The 14769-nt window shown below is 65.5% G+C and carries 13 protein-coding genes, 1 tRNA gene and 2 pseudogenes; 5 read left to right on the top strand and 11 right to left on the bottom strand.

From position 1 onward, the window contains the following. The first annotated feature begins 1 nt into the window (after position 1). Positions 2-1165, top strand: a complete 1164-nt coding sequence (locus tag AB5S05_RS07330; RefSeq protein ID WP_369286846.1) for a phosphoglycerate kinase — start codon at positions 2-4, stop codon at positions 1163-1165. A gap of 116 nt (positions 1166-1281) precedes the next feature. Next, the gene (fba, locus tag AB5S05_RS07325; protein WP_369286845.1) at positions 1282-2346 is read left to right on the top strand and encodes a class II fructose-bisphosphate aldolase; all 1065 of its coding nucleotides are present in this window, start codon (positions 1282-1284) and stop codon (positions 2344-2346) included. A 644-nt stretch (positions 2347-2990) separates the two neighbouring features. Here fba and AB5S05_RS07320 read toward each other — a convergent pair. From AB5S05_RS07320 to AB5S05_RS07295, 6 genes are all read right to left on the bottom strand, one after another. Continuing rightward, on the bottom strand, positions 2991-3869 hold the full coding sequence (locus AB5S05_RS07320) for an alpha/beta hydrolase family protein (RefSeq protein WP_369286844.1): 879 nt from the start codon (positions 3867-3869) through the stop codon (positions 2991-2993). After that, on the bottom strand, positions 3866-4453 hold the full coding sequence (locus AB5S05_RS07315) for a TetR/AcrR family transcriptional regulator (protein WP_369286843.1): 588 nt from the start codon (positions 4451-4453) through the stop codon (positions 3866-3868). Before AB5S05_RS07315 ends, AB5S05_RS07320 begins: the two co-directional genes overlap by 4 nt. Positions 4454-4635: 182 nt before the next feature. Beyond that, a complete protein-coding gene (locus AB5S05_RS07310; protein WP_369286842.1) occupies positions 4636-5565 on the bottom strand; it encodes an ion channel in 930 nt (309 codons plus the stop codon). A gap of 51 nt (positions 5566-5616) precedes the next feature. After that, positions 5617-6177, bottom strand: coding sequence for an NADPH-dependent FMN reductase (locus AB5S05_RS07305; protein WP_369286841.1), 561 nt, complete (start codon positions 6175-6177; stop codon positions 5617-5619). A gap of 163 nt (positions 6178-6340) precedes the next feature. Beyond that, positions 6341-7300, bottom strand: coding sequence for an HlyD family secretion protein (locus tag AB5S05_RS07300; RefSeq protein WP_369286840.1), 960 nt, complete (start codon positions 7298-7300; stop codon positions 6341-6343). A 3-nt stretch (positions 7301-7303) separates the two neighbouring features. Then, the gene (locus tag AB5S05_RS07295; protein ID WP_369286839.1) at positions 7304-7663 is read right to left on the bottom strand and encodes a DUF3302 domain-containing protein; all 360 of its coding nucleotides are present in this window, start codon (positions 7661-7663) and stop codon (positions 7304-7306) included. Between AB5S05_RS07295 and AB5S05_RS07290 the strand changes: the two genes are divergently transcribed. Beyond that, positions 7547-8545, top strand: a complete 999-nt coding sequence (locus AB5S05_RS07290) for a DUF3313 domain-containing protein (RefSeq protein ID WP_369286838.1) — start codon at positions 7547-7549, stop codon at positions 8543-8545. The genes AB5S05_RS07295 and AB5S05_RS07290 overlap by 117 nt on opposite strands. 208 nt (positions 8546-8753) lie before the next feature. On the opposite strand, the gene AB5S05_RS07285 is transcribed toward AB5S05_RS07290, so the two are convergent. Further along, a complete protein-coding gene (locus tag AB5S05_RS07285; protein WP_369286837.1) occupies positions 8754-9662 on the bottom strand; it encodes a LysR family transcriptional regulator in 909 nt (302 codons plus the stop codon). A 204-nt stretch (positions 9663-9866) separates the two neighbouring features. Between AB5S05_RS07285 and AB5S05_RS07280 the strand changes: the two genes are divergently transcribed. Then, positions 9867-10940, top strand: coding sequence for a polyamine ABC transporter substrate-binding protein (locus tag AB5S05_RS07280; RefSeq protein ID WP_369286836.1), 1074 nt, complete (start codon positions 9867-9869; stop codon positions 10938-10940). A 22-nt stretch (positions 10941-10962) separates the two neighbouring features. Next, a complete protein-coding gene (gene speB, locus AB5S05_RS07275; protein ID WP_369286835.1) occupies positions 10963-11922 on the top strand; it encodes an agmatinase in 960 nt (319 codons plus the stop codon). A gap of 177 nt (positions 11923-12099) precedes the next feature. Here the strand turns inward: speB and AB5S05_RS22125 are convergent. The 4 genes and pseudogenes from AB5S05_RS22125 to AB5S05_RS07260 form a co-directional block, all read right to left on the bottom strand. Beyond that, a pseudogene (locus tag AB5S05_RS22125) lies at positions 12100-12621 on the bottom strand (methyl-accepting chemotaxis protein); the annotation flags it as partial. Between the two features lie 339 nt (positions 12622-12960). Further along, positions 12961-14067, bottom strand: a pseudogene (locus AB5S05_RS22120) (cache domain-containing protein); the annotation flags it as partial. 313 nt (positions 14068-14380) lie between these two features. Then, the gene (locus tag AB5S05_RS07265) at positions 14381-14698 is read right to left on the bottom strand and encodes a hypothetical protein (RefSeq protein WP_369286833.1); all 318 of its coding nucleotides are present in this window, start codon (positions 14696-14698) and stop codon (positions 14381-14383) included. After that, positions 14685-14761, bottom strand: a tRNA-Ile gene (locus AB5S05_RS07260). Before AB5S05_RS07260 ends, AB5S05_RS07265 begins: the two co-directional genes overlap by 14 nt. Positions 14762-14769 lie beyond the last annotated feature (8 nt).

The raw sequence follows: 14769 nt of genomic DNA, 5'->3' as shown, positions 1-14769 counted from the left end.
CATGACCGTTCTGAAGATGATCGACCTCGACCTCCAGGGTAAGCGCGTGCTGATCCGCGAAGACCTCAACGTGCCGGTGAAAGACGGCGTGGTGAAGAGCGACGCGCGCATCCTCGCGGCCCTGCCGACCCTCAAGCTGGCCTTGGAGAAGGGCGCGGCCGTGTTGGTCTGCTCGCACCTGGGCCGCCCGGAAGAGGGCGTGTTCAGTGAAGCCGACAGCCTGCAGCCGGTCGCCGACTACCTGAGCCAGGCGCTGGGCCGTGAGGTGCCGCTGGTCAAGGATTACCTCGGCGGCGTCAGCGTGCAGCCGGGCGAGTTGGTGCTGCTGGAGAACGTGCGCTTCAACAAGGGCGAGAAGAACAACAGCGACGAGCTGGCCCGGCAGTATGCCGCGCTGTGCGACGTATTTGTCATGGACGCCTTCGGTACCGCCCACCGCGCCCAGGGCTCGACCCATGGCGTGGCCAAGTTCGCCGAGGTCGCCTGCGCCGGTCCGCTGCTGGCCGCCGAGCTGGACGCCCTGGGCAAGGCCCTGGACAAGCCGGCACGGCCGATGCTGGCGATCGTCGCCGGCTCCAAGGTGTCGACCAAGCTGGACGTGCTCAACTCCCTGGCCGATATCTGTGATTCGCTGATCGTCGGTGGCGGCATCGCCAACACCTTCCTCGCCGCCGCCGGCCTGCCGGTTGGCAAGTCGCTGCATGAGGCCGATCTGGTCGACACCGCCAAGGCCATCGCGGCCAAGGTCAGCGTGCCGCTGCCGGTCGATGTGGTGGTGGCCAAGGCCTTCGCCGAAGATGCCGAGGCCACCGTCAAGGCGGTCAAGGACGTGGCCGAGGACGACATGATCCTCGACATCGGCCCGCAGACCGCGGCGCAGTTCGCCGAGATGCTCAAGGCGTCGCAGACCATCCTGTGGAACGGCCCGGTCGGCGTGTTCGAGTTCGACCAGTTCGGCAACGGCACCCAGGTGCTGGCCGAGGCCATCGCCGAGAGCCCGGCGTTCTCCATCGCCGGTGGCGGCGACACCCTGGCGGCCATCGACAAGTACGGCGTGGCCGAGCGCATCTCCTATATTTCCACCGGTGGTGGCGCCTTCCTCGAGTTCGTCGAGGGCAAGGTGCTGCCGGCAGTGGAAGTGCTGGAGCAGCGGGCCAAGGGCTGAGTCGCCCTCCATCGACCCGGCGGGGGGCTGCGCCCCCTGTCCCGTCAGACTTGAATAGCGCCTGCCCCTGCGGCAGGCTTGCACGATTAACGAGCCCCACCGGGAGAAAGAACACCATGGCACTCATCAGCATGCGCCAGATGCTCGACCACGCCGCCGAATACGGCTACGGCGTGCCGGCCTTCAACGTCAACAACCTCGAGCAGATGCGCGCCATCATGGAAGCGGCCGACAAGACCGATTCCCCGGTCATCGTCCAGGCTTCCGCCGGGGCCCGCAAGTACGCCGGCGCGCCCTTCCTGCGCCACCTGATCCTGGCCGCCATCGAGGAGTTCCCGCACATCCCGGTGTGCATGCACCAGGACCACGGCACCAGCCCCGACGTCTGCCAGCGCTCGATCCAGCTGGGCTTCAGCTCGGTGATGATGGACGGCTCGCTCAAGGAAGACGGCAAGACCCCGGCCGACTACGACTACAACGTCCGCGTGACCCAGCAGACCGTGGCCATGGCCCATGCCTGCGGCGTCTCGGTGGAAGGTGAGCTGGGTTGCCTGGGCAGCCTGGAAACCGGCATGGCCGGCGAGGAAGACGGCATCGGCGCCGAAGGCACCCTGGACCACAGCCAGATGCTCACCGACCCGGAAGAGGCCGCCGACTTCGTCAAGCGCACCCAGGTCGATGCCCTGGCCATCGCCATCGGCACCAGCCACGGCGCCTACAAGTTCACCAAGCCACCAACCGGTGACATCCTCGCCATCGATCGCATCAAGGCCATCCACCAGCGCATCCCCAACACCCACCTGGTGATGCACGGCTCCAGCTCGGTGCCGCAGGAGTGGCTGAAGGTGATCAATGAGTTCGGCGGAGACATCAAGGAAACCTACGGCGTGCCGGTCGAGGAAATCGTCGAGGGCATCAAGCACGGCGTGCGCAAGGTCAACATCGACACCGACCTGCGCCTGGCCTCCACCGGTGCCATGCGCCGGATGATGGCCGAGCACCCGAGCGAATTCGACCCGCGCAAGTTCTTCGCCGCCACAGTCACCGCCATGCGCGATATCTGCATCGCCCGCTACGAAGCCTTCGGCACCGCCGGCAACGCCTCGAAGATCAAGCCGATCTCCCTGGAGGCCATGTACCTGCGCTACGCCAAGGGCGAGCTGGCCGCCAAGGTCAACTGAACCGCGGCATCTGAGGGGCCACCGCCAGGCGGGCCCATCGATGGCCACCCCGCAACGTCCCGCTCCAGCAAGGCGCGCGCGGAGTGGCCATTTTTTCTGCGCCGGCGCGGTGGCAGAAATCAGTTGGCGGTCGGCTGGTCGGCCGGGCCTGAACCGTCTGCAGCTGGCCGATGCTCGGCTGTTCGATCCTGGGCGGCGCCAGGCAGGCATAAGTGAAAACATCGGAGCGCGGGATCGAGGCCCCTGTCCGCGCAAGCGAAGGCATTGGTTGCCCAGAGCGGAGCGAATCTACCAAGGCCCCTGTCACCCGATAAGGCAAAGCAGGTGCGTGGTCGACCTACTGTAAGCCATGGCTTACATGAGCTGCTGCAGATCACCACTGTTGCCGCTGAAGGCCGGCGGCTAATCTTCTACCCATGGACGTAGCGCAGGAAGCGCAGAGTAACCAACACGGACGCGCAGGATAGCCACCAGGATGGTGCGCCGATCATGGATGTCAGGACTCAGTCTGCAAAGGCCCCGCGCTCGCGGGGTTTTCTTTTTTGGGCGTTCGCCCCGTCGCCGTGGCCGGGCGGCTGATATCGCCGATCGAACTGGGACTGCCCCCGCAATCAGCGAGCCACCGGCTGGACGGTGCTGAGCGTCTAGGCCGAAGCCTGAAGCTGACCGAACCAGTCCAGGGTTTCATCCCACAGCGGTTGGGCAGCGGGGCGGAAATAGCCCATATGGCCGATCGCGCCGAGCCCGTCGCCTGCCACCTGGATGTCCCGCGCCCGATAGGGCGCACTGCTGTAGGCGGCCATGAAGGCGTCGCGCGATTGCGGTGGCGCCCAGAGATCGTCCAGGGCGTTGGCGGCGACGATCGGTGTACGGACCTCGGCGAAGCGCGCCGCCAGGTCGGGCATCTGCGGGTCGTCGAAGAAGTAGCGGGGTCGGCTGCACCAGCGTTTCCATTGCCTATAGACCCCCAGGGGCAGGTCTTCGCCCATGCCCAGCTTGCTCCAGGCCAGGTAGCCCTTGACGCTGGTCAGCAGCGGGCCGACCAGTCGCCACATGGCCAGTACCCGCAGCCGTTCGGCCCGGGGCATCCAGCCGTGCCAGCCGGCGCCGGTGCCGAAGGTGTAGAAGCCCTGCACCCGGTGGTGGTTGGGCAGCAGGCCGAAGGCATGGCCGCCGAACGAATGACCCACCAGGTACAGCGGACGCTCGGCATGCTGGTGCAGGTCGACGGCGGCGGGCAGGTCGCTTTGCGCCCAATCCAGGAAGTCGATCTCGACACCGCGCAGCGTCCGCGGTTTCGACAGGCCTATGCCGCGAAAGTCCAGGGTCAGGGTGTCGAAGCCACGGCGCGCGGCATGCTCGGCGAAGCGCCGGTAGAAGCCCTGTGGAACCCCGGTGGCGCCGGCGATCAGCAGCTGGGCGAGCGGTTGCGGCGCGTGATAGCGGGTGGCCGTCAGGGGATAGCCGTCCAAGGCGCGTAGCGACAGGCTCTCGCGGCGAATGTCGAGGCGGTCGTGGATCATCGGGCGTCTCCTCCCGGAGTCTGCCGGGTCATGTTGAACAGGGCGTCGGCGGCCCGTCTGAGGGGCTCGCTGCTGCCGGCAACGCGGGCCTGGAGCAAGCCGCCTTCGTAAAGGGCGACGAAAAGCGCGGCGAGGTTGGTGGCGGACTCGGGCGCATGGCCGTGCTGCTGCAGTTGTTGGCTAAGGGACAGGCGCACGGCGGCGAAGATGCGCTGCAGCGCGGCGCGGATCTCGGCGTCCTCGGGGCCGCTTTCCAGGGCGACGGTGGCCAGCGGGCAGCCACGTTCGAAGCGGCTGTCTTCCAGCTGGCTCAGCGCCGTCTGCAGCCAGCTGTGCAGCGCCGCCAGCGGGTCGCCATGGCGCCTGAACAGCTGGCTGAACTGCTCGTCGATGCGCCGGCCAATGTGGTCGATAGCGGCCACTGCCAGCTCGCTCTTGCCGCCGGGGAAGTGGTGGTAGAGGCTGCCCTTGGGCGCCCCGGCGATCTCCAGCAGTTCGCTCAGGCCGACGCCATGCAGGCCCTTGCGCTGCAGTGCGTCGGCCATGGCGGCGATGAGTTTGTCGCGAGTATTGGTCTTGGTCATGGCTGATTATATAGACCGGTCGGTCCAATTAGCCAAGTGCTCATTGCGCCGCATTCAACTGGTGAATAGGCAGGTATCAGCCGGTCAGGGGCAGTTGGTTGGCAGCGAAGTCGATGGTTTGGCAGCCCGCCTGCCAGCGCAGGCCGTCGCGGAAGGTGGCTCTGGCTGTGCGGAAGGGCGCTCTAACGGGTCATCTTCTTGACGAAGACCACAACGAACAGGGCCATGGTGAAGCTGCCGACAAAGGCTTCGAAGGCGGCGATGGGGCGGGCCAGCCCATGCGGGCTGATGTCGCCGTAACCCAGGGTGGTGAAGGTGACCACGCTGAAGTAGAAGCAGTTGAGCAGGTCCATCAGGTTGACGAGCAGGTCGCGGTCCAGGGCCAGGCCCAGTGTCTGCTCGCCGAGACGAACGCCGACCAGGAAGTACAGCAGGCCACAGAAGCCGATCAGTCCGAGGGAAAACAGCACCACATTAAGCGGTTTCTCACCGTAGCCGCTGAACAGGTCGACCAGCCAGGACAGCAGGCGCTGGGCCGAATAACGTGGCATCCGTAGACGGCGCATGACCATCTCGCGGTGGAAGAAGCGCCCGGCCTGCTCGAACAGCCCGGCCTGCTCCAGGTGCAGGCGCAGGTTGCGATAGGTTTCCTCGGCTTCCTGGAACAGCTCGGTGGCACCTGTACAATCGCCGCTGCGCAGGCGCTGACGGCCTTGGCGCTCCTGCAGCAGCTGGCGGTCCCAGATCACGTTGTCCAGGCGCGCGCCGTCCAGACGAATGCCCAGCAGGTTGCAGCCGCGCAAATCGGCGCAGTGCAGGTTGGCCTGGCGCAGATCGGCCTTCATCAGCGAGCTGCCGCGCAGGTCGAGGGCGAACAGGTGGGCGCCATGCAGATTGGCCCGGTACAGGTCGGCATCGCGCAGCTGATAGCCCGCGTGCTCGCCGTGGTTGACCAGGTCGATGCCGGCCAGGTCGGCATTCTTCAGCTGGAAGCCGACCATCGGCCGTCCCGAGCGTGCCCGCTGCGCCAGGGCGTCACCGAGGCCTTCTCGTTCGCGCTTGTCGACCGTGGTATCCAGCCAGAAGCTCTCTTCGAACTTCGCTTCCGCCATGTGGCAACCCTCAGGCATATTCAGCCAGGCGCTGACCGTCCGAGCGAAGGCTCAGCGCTTGACGTGCTGGGCCACCCATTCGGCGTAGGCATCGATGAATTTCTGCAGGAGCGGCTTGATGTCGTCATCGAGCATGCCAGCGTCATCGAAGAAGCTGCCGGCATTGCCCAGGTAGGCCTCCGGCTTCGGCATCATGGGCACATCGAGCGTTACCATGGACTGGCGCAGGTGCTGGTTGGCGCCGAAACCGCCGATGGCACCCGGCGAGGCGCTCAGCACCGCACCGGGCTTGCCGCTGAAGCCGCACTGGCCGAGAGGACGTGAGGCGACGTCGATGGCGTTCTTCATCGGCGCCGGTACCGAGCGGTTGTACTCCGGGGTGACGAACAGCACGGCATCGGCTGCCTTGAGCTTGTCGCGAAAATCGCTGTAGGGCTGCGGCGGTCGTTCGCCGTCGATGTCCTCGTTGTACAGCGGCAGCTCGCCGATCTCGACGATCTCCAGCTTCAGCGAGGCCGGCGCCAGTTCGGCCAGCGCCAGGGCCAGCTTACGGTTGATCGAGGCTTTGCGCAGACTGCCGACCAGGACGGCGACGTGGTGGACCTTGCTCATTAGGACTCCTTGCCAGCGGGGCGGGAACAAGAGGGGCTGAGCTGAAACTATAGCCTGACGTCAGGCCGATGCCCCGGGCCGGCGCGCAGCCAGGCGAGGCCAGGCGCTTTGGGCGATGACGTTCGGCTCGGCTGGGGGCGCAGCAAGAACGACTGCGGGTGAGTCAATGGAAGGGAAAAATGTAGTTCATCCAGGCCGCCATGCGCAGGAGGATCTTGCGCATCACCGCGAGATGCCGCAAATGCTGGCTGTAGATCGCGGTTTGCGCATAGGCGCCTCCGGGCAAGGACGCGGCATAGGCGGCGAAGCGCGGGTCGGTGATCTCGATGTTCACCGGCACTCGTCCCGGCGGTTGCGCACCGTTGAAGTTGGTCAGGTTGCCCGAGGGCTGGATCTGTCCCTCGGCGATCACGCTGAGCACTTGTTTCACCCGGCCAGAGAACACCTGGCCGGGAATACCGTCGAACGCCACCTCCGCTTCGTCGCCAGGCTGCAGCCGCAGCATGCTGTTCTGTCGCATCCAGGCCGTGTAGTAATACCCCTCGTCGGGAATAAACACCATCGACGGGCGCAGCGGCAGGGTGGTCGCATACATGCCCGGGCGTAGCGAGACATGGGTCACGAAGCCGCGGCTGGGCGCCCGGACGACGCACTGTTCGAGTTCGTACTGGGCGATATTGAGTTGCGCCTGCAGATCGTTGACCTGGGCAGTCATCACATCCAGGTCCCGCCGCTTGCCCATGCCGCGCTTGACCAGTTCGCTGGCGCGATAACGATCGGCCTGGGCCGAGGTCAGCTGCGCCTTGAGCGATTTGACCCGGTTTTCGAAGGGGGTCGGGTCGATGCGAAACAGGATATCGCCCTGTTCCAGCGGCAGGTTGGGCTGCACCGGCACTTCCACGACCTGGCCGCTGACCACCGGAATCACGGGCGTCGACACGAAATACAGGCGGCTGGCTTCCGAGTAGGGGTGGTTGTAGTTCATCAGGAAGATCAAGGCGCCGATCAGTACCACGCCGCCGAGGAAGGCGGTGGGCACGGTCCACTTGTTCAGCGGGATGCGAAAGAGCTTGAAGATGGCCGTGCACAGGGCGGCGTAGGTCAGAATCAGCAACAGGTCCATGACTCAATCCTCCTGCCCGGCTGGCGTCTTGGGGGCGGCGGCAGGCGGCTGCTCCAGGGCGCCGACCCGCAGGCGCAACGCTGCCAGCTCTTCCTCCAGGCGCGCGACCTGGCTGTCCTGCGACTGGCCGTTGCCGAAGCCCCAGCCCCGGTCGGCGCGATAGAGGGTGGCCCAGATCCAGAGGAACGGCCAGATCGCGTGCAGGGTGAACAGGCTGACCCAGCCCGCCACATGAATGGCATCCTGATGGGGGTGGTGACGCTTGTGCGCGATCTCGTAGGGAATGTCGTGGATGACGATGATGCCGTAGAACAGCACCAGCGCCACGAAGACCAGCATTCCGAGAGCGACGTAATCCAGCATGTATGGCTCCCTTGGCGATGGATAAGCCAGCAAGCGCTTGGGCGTGGCTACGTCGTTCGGCAGGGCGCGCCGCGCAACGGCCTAGCACTGTTTGTAGTTCAGCGCGGTGCTCTACGCAATCCAGTTGCCAGCGCGCCGCCCGACCCCGTCTGGGGCGGCTTCATCCCCAGCCTGCCAGAGGCTCATCTACAGTTAAGCGACCACAACCCTATCTGGAGGTGCGCAATGACGATGAAAGTCCCTGTTGCGCTTGGCTTGGCAACTGCTCTGTTGCTCTCAGGGTGCGCCAGCGACAGCACTCGGCCCGAACAGTATTCGGGATTTCTTGCCGACTACTCGGCGCTGCAGCCCGCACAGTCGGCCAGTGGCGCACCGATCATGCGCTGGGTCTCGCCGGGCTTCGACCTCCAGCGCTATTCATCGGTGCTGGTGGAGAGGCCGCAGTTCTATCCCGCGCCGCAGCCGAGCGCGCAGGTCAGCCAGCAGACCCTGGATGCGATCGCCAGCTACCTGCAGCAAGCCATGCAGCGAGAGCTGGCGGGGCGCCTGCGCATCGTCGAGCAAGCGGATCAGGACACCCTGGTGCTGCGCTCGGCGATCAGCGCCGTGAACCTGTCTCCAGAGGGGCTCAAGGTGTACGAGGTGGTTCCCGTCGCCCTGGTTGCCGCGGCAGCCAGCACGGTGGCGGGAACCCGCGACCTGAACACCGAGATTTACGTCGAGCTGGAGGCGCTGGATGCCCGTAGCAGTGCGCCCATGGCGCGGGTGGTACGCAAGGGCCACGGCTTGCAGCTGGAAAACGACAGCACCCAACTACGCCTGGAAGACATCAAACCAGCGCTGGATGTGTGGGCGCAGGATGCGCGCGACTTCAAGCCATAGCGGCCGGTCTGCCTGATTCGACGGCGCCTCCAGGCGCCATCCAGGCGCCAGGCTTCGCCGTTGCCGCTGCGCGCCGTCTGCCTGCTCGATCTTGTCGCGGCATAAGCCTTGGCACTCGAACCCGCCGCGCCAACCAGTTGACTGCTCGCTCCCGGGGACTGCCTTCGCGCTTCGACGGCCGGTGGTGGCCTGTACCACTACGGGCCAGTCAGTCAGGGGGCGTAGCGCCGAAGGCCGTGAGCAAGTCCTCGACCATGGCGCGTTGCGCCTCGCTTGGCTGGCGGCCGCGATGGCTGGCCAGGTCGAAGCGCACGCTGAAGCCGAGTGGTTCGGCCAGCAGCGCACGCAATTGACCGCGCGCGATCCAGGGCGCGGCGATGTGTCGGGGCAGGTAGCCGATATGGGCGCCGGAGAGGATGAAGGCCAGGGTGCCCTCGACCTGCTCGCTGCGCGCACTGCTGGCGCTGGCCTGCCAGGGCTCGGCGGGATGGTTGTAGCGGTAGGGGTGGTGCACGCCATCCTGCTCCTGCAGGTGCTCCACGGCGAGCGGCGTCTGTTCGAACAGCGGGTGACCGGCGGCGCAATACAGCCTCTGCTGCTCCTCGAACAGCGGCCGGTAGTCGAGGGCGGTCTGGGTACCGGAGAAGTAGCCGATGGCCAGGTGCAGCTGGTCCTGCAGCAGGCGTCGCTCCAGCTCGGCCGGCATGGCGCTGAGCAGCTCGATGTGCACGTCCTGGTTGCGCCGGCGAAAGGCGCCGATGGCGGCGCCGACCCGCGCCAGCACCTGGTCGTCGAGGGCCTCGGACAGGCCGACGCTGAGAGTGCCGAGCAGCTTGTCGGCCATGCCCTGGGCCTCGCCCTTGAAGGTCTCGATGGCGGCGAACAGTTTGTGCGCCGCCAGCAGTACCTGCTCACCCTTGGGCGTCAGGCGGAAACCGGCCTTGCCGCGTTCGCACAGGCGAAAGCCCAGGCGGGTTTCCAGCTTGGCCATCTGGGTGCTGATGGTCGACTGGCCGATCCCCAGTTCGCCTTGCGCGGCGCTGAAGCCGCCGCTTTCCACCACGGTGACGAACAGGCGCAGCAGTTGCAGGTCGAGGTCGCGGACTTGGCTGAGCATGGTGCTCCAAACATTGATGTCAATCGATGCCAGAGTAGATCACTTCGTATTTATTGGAAGCAATACCGGGCGCAGGATGAGTGCCGTAGGGTGGATGACGTCTTTCCCATCCACCGATTGCGTCATTGGCGGGTGGAAAACGCTGCGCGGTTTCCACCCTGTGTCCGCCGGCCACCGTCGGCCATCCATCCGAGGAATACCGCCATGCGCCTTGCCGCAAGCCTGTTACTGCTCGCCTTCACCCTGCCGTTGCAGGCCGAGGAGCGGGTGCTGAATATCTACAACTGGGCCGACTACGTGGCGCCGCAGGCGCTCGAGCGCTTCCAGGCCGAGAGCGGCATCCGGGTCAAGTACGATACCTTCGACAGCACCGAGGTGCTCGACAGCAAGCTGCTCACCGGCGGCAGCGGCTACGACGTCGTGTTTCCCGCTTCCAGCGGCCTGGCCCGGGCGATCCAGGCCAAGGCGCTGCAGCCGGTCGGCGCCCTGAGCAATGCCGGCAACCTCGATCCGGAGTTGCTGGCCAAGCTGGCCGGCGTCGATCCCGGCAACCAGTACGGCGTGCCCTATACCTGGGGCACCGTGGGCCTGGGTATCAACCAGCAGGCGGTCGAGCAGCGCCTGCCGGGCGTGGCGCTGGACAGCCTCGACCTGCTGTTCAAGCCGGAGTACGCGAGCAAGCTCAAGGATTGCGGTATCGCCGTGCTGGACTCGCCCCAGGAGGTGATCGCCATCGCGCTCAACTACCTGGGCAAGCCGCCCTACAGCGCCAGCAGCGAGGACCTCGCGGCCGCGCAGCAACTGCTGGCGAAACTGCAGCCCAACCTGCTCTACGTGAACTCCGCCCGGCAGATCAACGACCTGGCCAGCGGCGCCGTGTGCCTGGCGCTGACCTATACCGGCGATGCCGGCATGGCCGCGGCGCGGGCGGCGGACACCAAGCAGCCGTTCGATGTGGTCTACCGCATCCCCCGCGAAGGCACGCTGATCTGGTTCGACACCATGGCCATCCCCAAGGATGCGCCGCACCCGCAGGCAGCCCGCGCCTTCATCGACTACATGCTCAAGCCCGAGGCGATCGCCGAGCTGACCAACGAGCTGTATTTCGCCAATGCCAACGCTGCCTCGGCGCCGCTGATCGATGAAGCGGTGCGCAGCGATCCGGATATCTACCCGGCCGCCGAGGTGCGCGCCAGGCTGTTCCCCGAGCAGATCATGGCGCTCAAGGACCAGCGCAAGCGCACCCGCCTGTGGACCGCGTTCCGCACCCAATACTGATCACCTGAACGAGTAGACGACCATGGACCACGCCTTCGACAACGACCAGGCCATCACCCGCGACAGCCTGTACGGCACCAGCGCCGAACCGACCTACGCCGGCATCACCAGCTTCATGCGCCGCCGCTATACCCGCGACCTGCGCGGCGTCGACCTGGTGGTCAGCGGAGTGCCGTTCGACACCGCCACCACCAACCGTCCCGGCAGCCGCTTCGGCCCGCGGGCGATCCGCGCCGCCTCGATCCAGTCGGCATGGGCCCGCCACTTTCCCTGGGAGTTCGACCCCTTCGACCTGCTGGCCTGCATCGACTACGGCGACTGCTACTTCGACCACGGCACCCCGCAGGATACCCCGGCGGCGATCGAGGCCCATGCCGACAAGATCCTCGCCGCCGGCTGCGCCATGCTCACCCTCGGCGGCGACCACTTCATCAGCTACCCGCTGCTCAAGGCTCACGCGAAGCAGCACGGCGCGCTGTCGCTGATCCACTTCGACGCCCACAGCGACACCTGGCCGGACGAAGAGGGCGCGCGCATCGACCACGGCACCATGTTCTACCATGCTGCGAAAGAAGGCCTGGTCGACCCGGCGCGCTCGGTGCAGGTCGGCCTGCGTACCACCAACGACGATATCATGGGCTTCCAGGTGCTGGATGCGCGCGAGGTGCACCGGCACAGCCCGGAGCAGATCGCCGAGCGCATCCGCGCGCGGGTCGGCGACCACCCGGTGTACCTGACCTTCGACATCGACTGCCTCGACCCGGCCTTCGCCCCCGGCACCGGTACCCCGGTGTGCGGCGGCCTCTCCAGCCACCAGGCGCTGGAAATCCTGCGCGGCCTGCGCGGCATCAACCTGGTCGGCATGGATGTGGTGGAAGTGGCGCCGCCCTACGACAACGCCGAGGTCACCGCCCTGGCCGGCGCGACCCTGGCCATGGAGATGATCTGCCTGTATGCGGCGCGGCATAAGCTGGCGCGCTGATCCCGGATGTTGCCTTGGGGCGTGCTGGTGACTTTGCCTCAGCGCGATAGGTGCCGGGTGGTATTGGATAAGCCCTCTTCGCATGGCCATTGGCAAACCGCAGAAGTCAAAAAGCCGCGCAGTGCGCGGCTTCTGATGTGCTGGGCCCATAGGGAACCCAAGAATGGCAATCCTAAGCTACTCGGTGCGAAAGCGCCCCACCAGCTGCTTGAGCGCGCTGCTGAGCTCTTGCTGCTCGCGGGAGTATTGCTCCACCTCCATGGCCTGGTTGGAAACCTGGCTGACGGCGTCGTTGATGGCGACGACGTTCTGGTTGATGTCCTCGGTCACCAGGTGCTGTTCCTCGGTGGCCGTGGCGATCTGCATGGTCATGTCGCGAATCATCTGCACCGAGCCCTCGATGTTCTCGAAGGCCTCCATGACTTCGCTGGCCAGCTCGATCGCCTTGTCCGACTCGGCCAGGCTCTGGCTCATGCTTGTCGTGACCTCCGAGATGCGCTTGACCAGCAGGTTGAGGATATTGTTGATCTCGCCGGTGGAGTCCTGGGTGCGCTTGGCCAGGTTGCGCACCTCGTCGGCCACTACCGCAAATCCGCGGCCCTGCTCGCCGGCGCGGGCCGCTTCGATGGCGGCGTTCAGGGCAAGCAAGTTGGTTTGCTCGGCGATCTGCTGAATGGTCGAGAGAATATTGTTGATACTGACCGTCTCGCGCTCCAGCTCCTGTATGACCTTGCTGGAGCTGAGGATGCTCGCCCCCAGGTTGTTCACCCCATCGGTGCTGCGGGCGATCACTTCCTTGCCGTTGCGGGTCGCCTCCAGGCCCTGTTTGGAGGCATCGGCGGTTCTGACACAGGTTTGCGCCACCTCGTTGGCGGCCGAGGACATCTCGGTCACCGCCGTGACGATCTGCTCCACGGCGCCCAGCTGGCGCTGAAGACTGGCGGACATGGCCGTGGTGCGCGCGTTGGTCTGGTCGGAGACGCCGTGCATGCTGATGGCGTTGTCCTTGATCACCTTGATCATGGCCTGGGTGGATTCGATGAACTGATTGAACCAGTTGGCCAACTCGCCGGTTTCATCCTTGCTCAACAGCGACAGGCGCCGGGTCAGGTCGCCTTCGCCCTGGGCAATGGTGCGCAGGCCTTCCTTGACCAGGTTGATCGGGGTGACGATACGGTTGGCGATGACCACGCCGGCGATGCCGAACAGCAATACCAGCACGGCCGAGACGATCAGGGTCAGCCAGGTCAGTTCGTTGGCGCTGGCGAAGATCTCGTCGGTCTGCTTGAAGCCGATGAACTTCCAGCCCAACTCCGGTGAGGTGTAGACGTTGGCCATATAGTCGACCCCATCGATGCTCACCTCGATCAGGCCATTCTGGGTCCGCTCGATGGTGGCGAAGTAGTCGTCCTGCAGCTCGCCGAGCTTCTTGAAGTTGTTGCTCGGCTTGTGGCCGTCGACCAGCAGGGTGCCGCTGTTTTCCACCAGCATGAAGAAGCCGGTTTCGCCGAAGCGGATCTTCTGCGTCATGTCGGTGAGGGCCTTGAGCGAGACATCCACCGCCACCACCCCGGCAAAATTCCCGGCCTGGTCCTTGAAGCCCTTGAGCACCGAGACATAGACCGCATCGTCGGGCTCCCAGTAGTAGCCGTCGCGGCGCGCCAGCTGGAAGTTGGCGTCTTTGCCGATGTCGAACCAGGGGCGCTTGCGCGGGTCCCAGTTGCCGTAGTCGCCCGTGCCCGGCCACTCCACGTAGGCGCCCTTGGCGTCACTCATGTAGACGTAGCCAAGGGCCGGATTGTTGTTACCGATGGTGGAGAAGTAGTCGAAGATCTGCTTCTCGCGGCCGCCATGAGCGGTGGCGACCTGGCTGGGCTTTTGCGCCTCGCCGAAGTAGGTGCTCAGTTCGCCGCCGTTGGTGTCCCTGACGGCGGGGTAGGCGGCCATTGCCGAGACGGTATGCCCAACGGAGTTGAAGAAGGTGACGAAGGTGTTGTCCACCAGTTGCACATCCAGGCTGCTGGACTCGCGGAAATGGGTGCTGGCCTGCTCCGTCACGTTGCGGATGGTCAGTAGCGCCACGATCAGCACAGGAACCAGGGTGGCAACCAGAAAGCTCGCCAGCAGTTTGGTTTTGATCTTCATCAGAAAGGCCTCTGGTGCATGGTTAGGTGGCTGACCGAGGTGCTACGAGTATTTACTTGCAGCAACCCGCCTGCGCAGCAAGGGGACAGACTCAGTTATCGGCACGGTCACGTGTTTCTTCAATGGGTCGTTGACCCGCTTCGGTCACTTGAGCATGCGTGCTGTCACGAGCCACCTCGTGGCCCATCACCAGGGCGACCAGCATATTGCCCTCTACTGGCGCTGGCTACGGCGCTGGCTACGTCGATTGCCTGGGCGGCGACGCTCAGGGTACTTCCGAAAGATTGGACGCACTGGCGGCGGCTTATGGCCATTACCGCTGCTGCCCGTTGGCGCAGGCTTGGCTCCCCCTGCCAGGCGAGGTCATCGGCGTATTTCTGGTCATGTCCAGGAAGCATGGGGCGCGGTGGATGCCGTCGAATGCGCCGCCGGCCAACCTGCCGAGCAGGGAGCAGTCGGCATCCCGGCAGCTGAGCCCCGGGCGCTGGGCGTTGCACGGCCGGGGTTGCCGACCTTTGTCCAGCGCCTGCAGGGCGCGCTGATAGCCCTGACTCAAGGCGGCGCCGTCATAGACGAAAAAGCCCACCGTGAAGGTGGGCTTGAGTCGTTGATTGATATGGTGGGCCCACACGGACTCGAACCGTGGACCAAAGGATTATGAGTCCTCTGCTCTAACCAACTGAGCTATAGGCCCCCAGAAGG

The sequence above is a fragment of the Pseudomonas zhanjiangensis genome, from assembly GCF_041027545.1.
Classification (GTDB): Bacteria; Pseudomonadota; Gammaproteobacteria; order Pseudomonadales; family Pseudomonadaceae; genus Aquipseudomonas; species Aquipseudomonas zhanjiangensis.
This window is presented reverse-complemented; position numbering and strand designations above follow the sequence as displayed.

Excerpts from the sequence above, each read along its gene's own strand:
- AB5S05_RS07330 (WP_369286846.1), top strand. The coding sequence starts at position 2 with ATGACCGTTCTGAAGATGATCGACCTCGACCTCCAGGGTAAGCGCGTG.
- fba (WP_369286845.1), top strand. The coding sequence starts at position 1,282 with ATGGCACTCATCAGCATGCGCCAGATGCTCGACCACGCCGCCGAATAC.
- AB5S05_RS07320 (WP_369286844.1), bottom strand. The coding sequence starts at position 3,869 with ATGATCCACGACCGCCTCGACATTCGCCGCGAGAGCCTGTCGCTACGC.
- AB5S05_RS07315 (WP_369286843.1), bottom strand. The coding sequence starts at position 4,453 with ATGACCAAGACCAATACTCGCGACAAACTCATCGCCGCCATGGCCGAC.
- AB5S05_RS07310 (WP_369286842.1), bottom strand. The coding sequence starts at position 5,565 with ATGGCGGAAGCGAAGTTCGAAGAGAGCTTCTGGCTGGATACCACGGTC.
- AB5S05_RS07305 (WP_369286841.1), bottom strand. The coding sequence starts at position 6,177 with ATGAGCAAGGTCCACCACGTCGCCGTCCTGGTCGGCAGTCTGCGCAAA.
- AB5S05_RS07300 (WP_369286840.1), bottom strand. The coding sequence starts at position 7,300 with ATGGACCTGTTGCTGATTCTGACCTACGCCGCCCTGTGCACGGCCATC.
- AB5S05_RS07290 (WP_369286838.1), top strand. The coding sequence starts at position 7,547 with ATGGGGGTGGTGACGCTTGTGCGCGATCTCGTAGGGAATGTCGTGGAT.
- AB5S05_RS07295 (WP_369286839.1), bottom strand. The coding sequence starts at position 7,663 with ATGCTGGATTACGTCGCTCTCGGAATGCTGGTCTTCGTGGCGCTGGTG.
- AB5S05_RS07285 (WP_369286837.1), bottom strand. The coding sequence starts at position 9,662 with ATGCTCAGCCAAGTCCGCGACCTCGACCTGCAACTGCTGCGCCTGTTC.
- AB5S05_RS07280 (WP_369286836.1), top strand. The coding sequence starts at position 9,867 with ATGCGCCTTGCCGCAAGCCTGTTACTGCTCGCCTTCACCCTGCCGTTG.
- speB (WP_369286835.1), top strand. The coding sequence starts at position 10,963 with ATGGACCACGCCTTCGACAACGACCAGGCCATCACCCGCGACAGCCTG.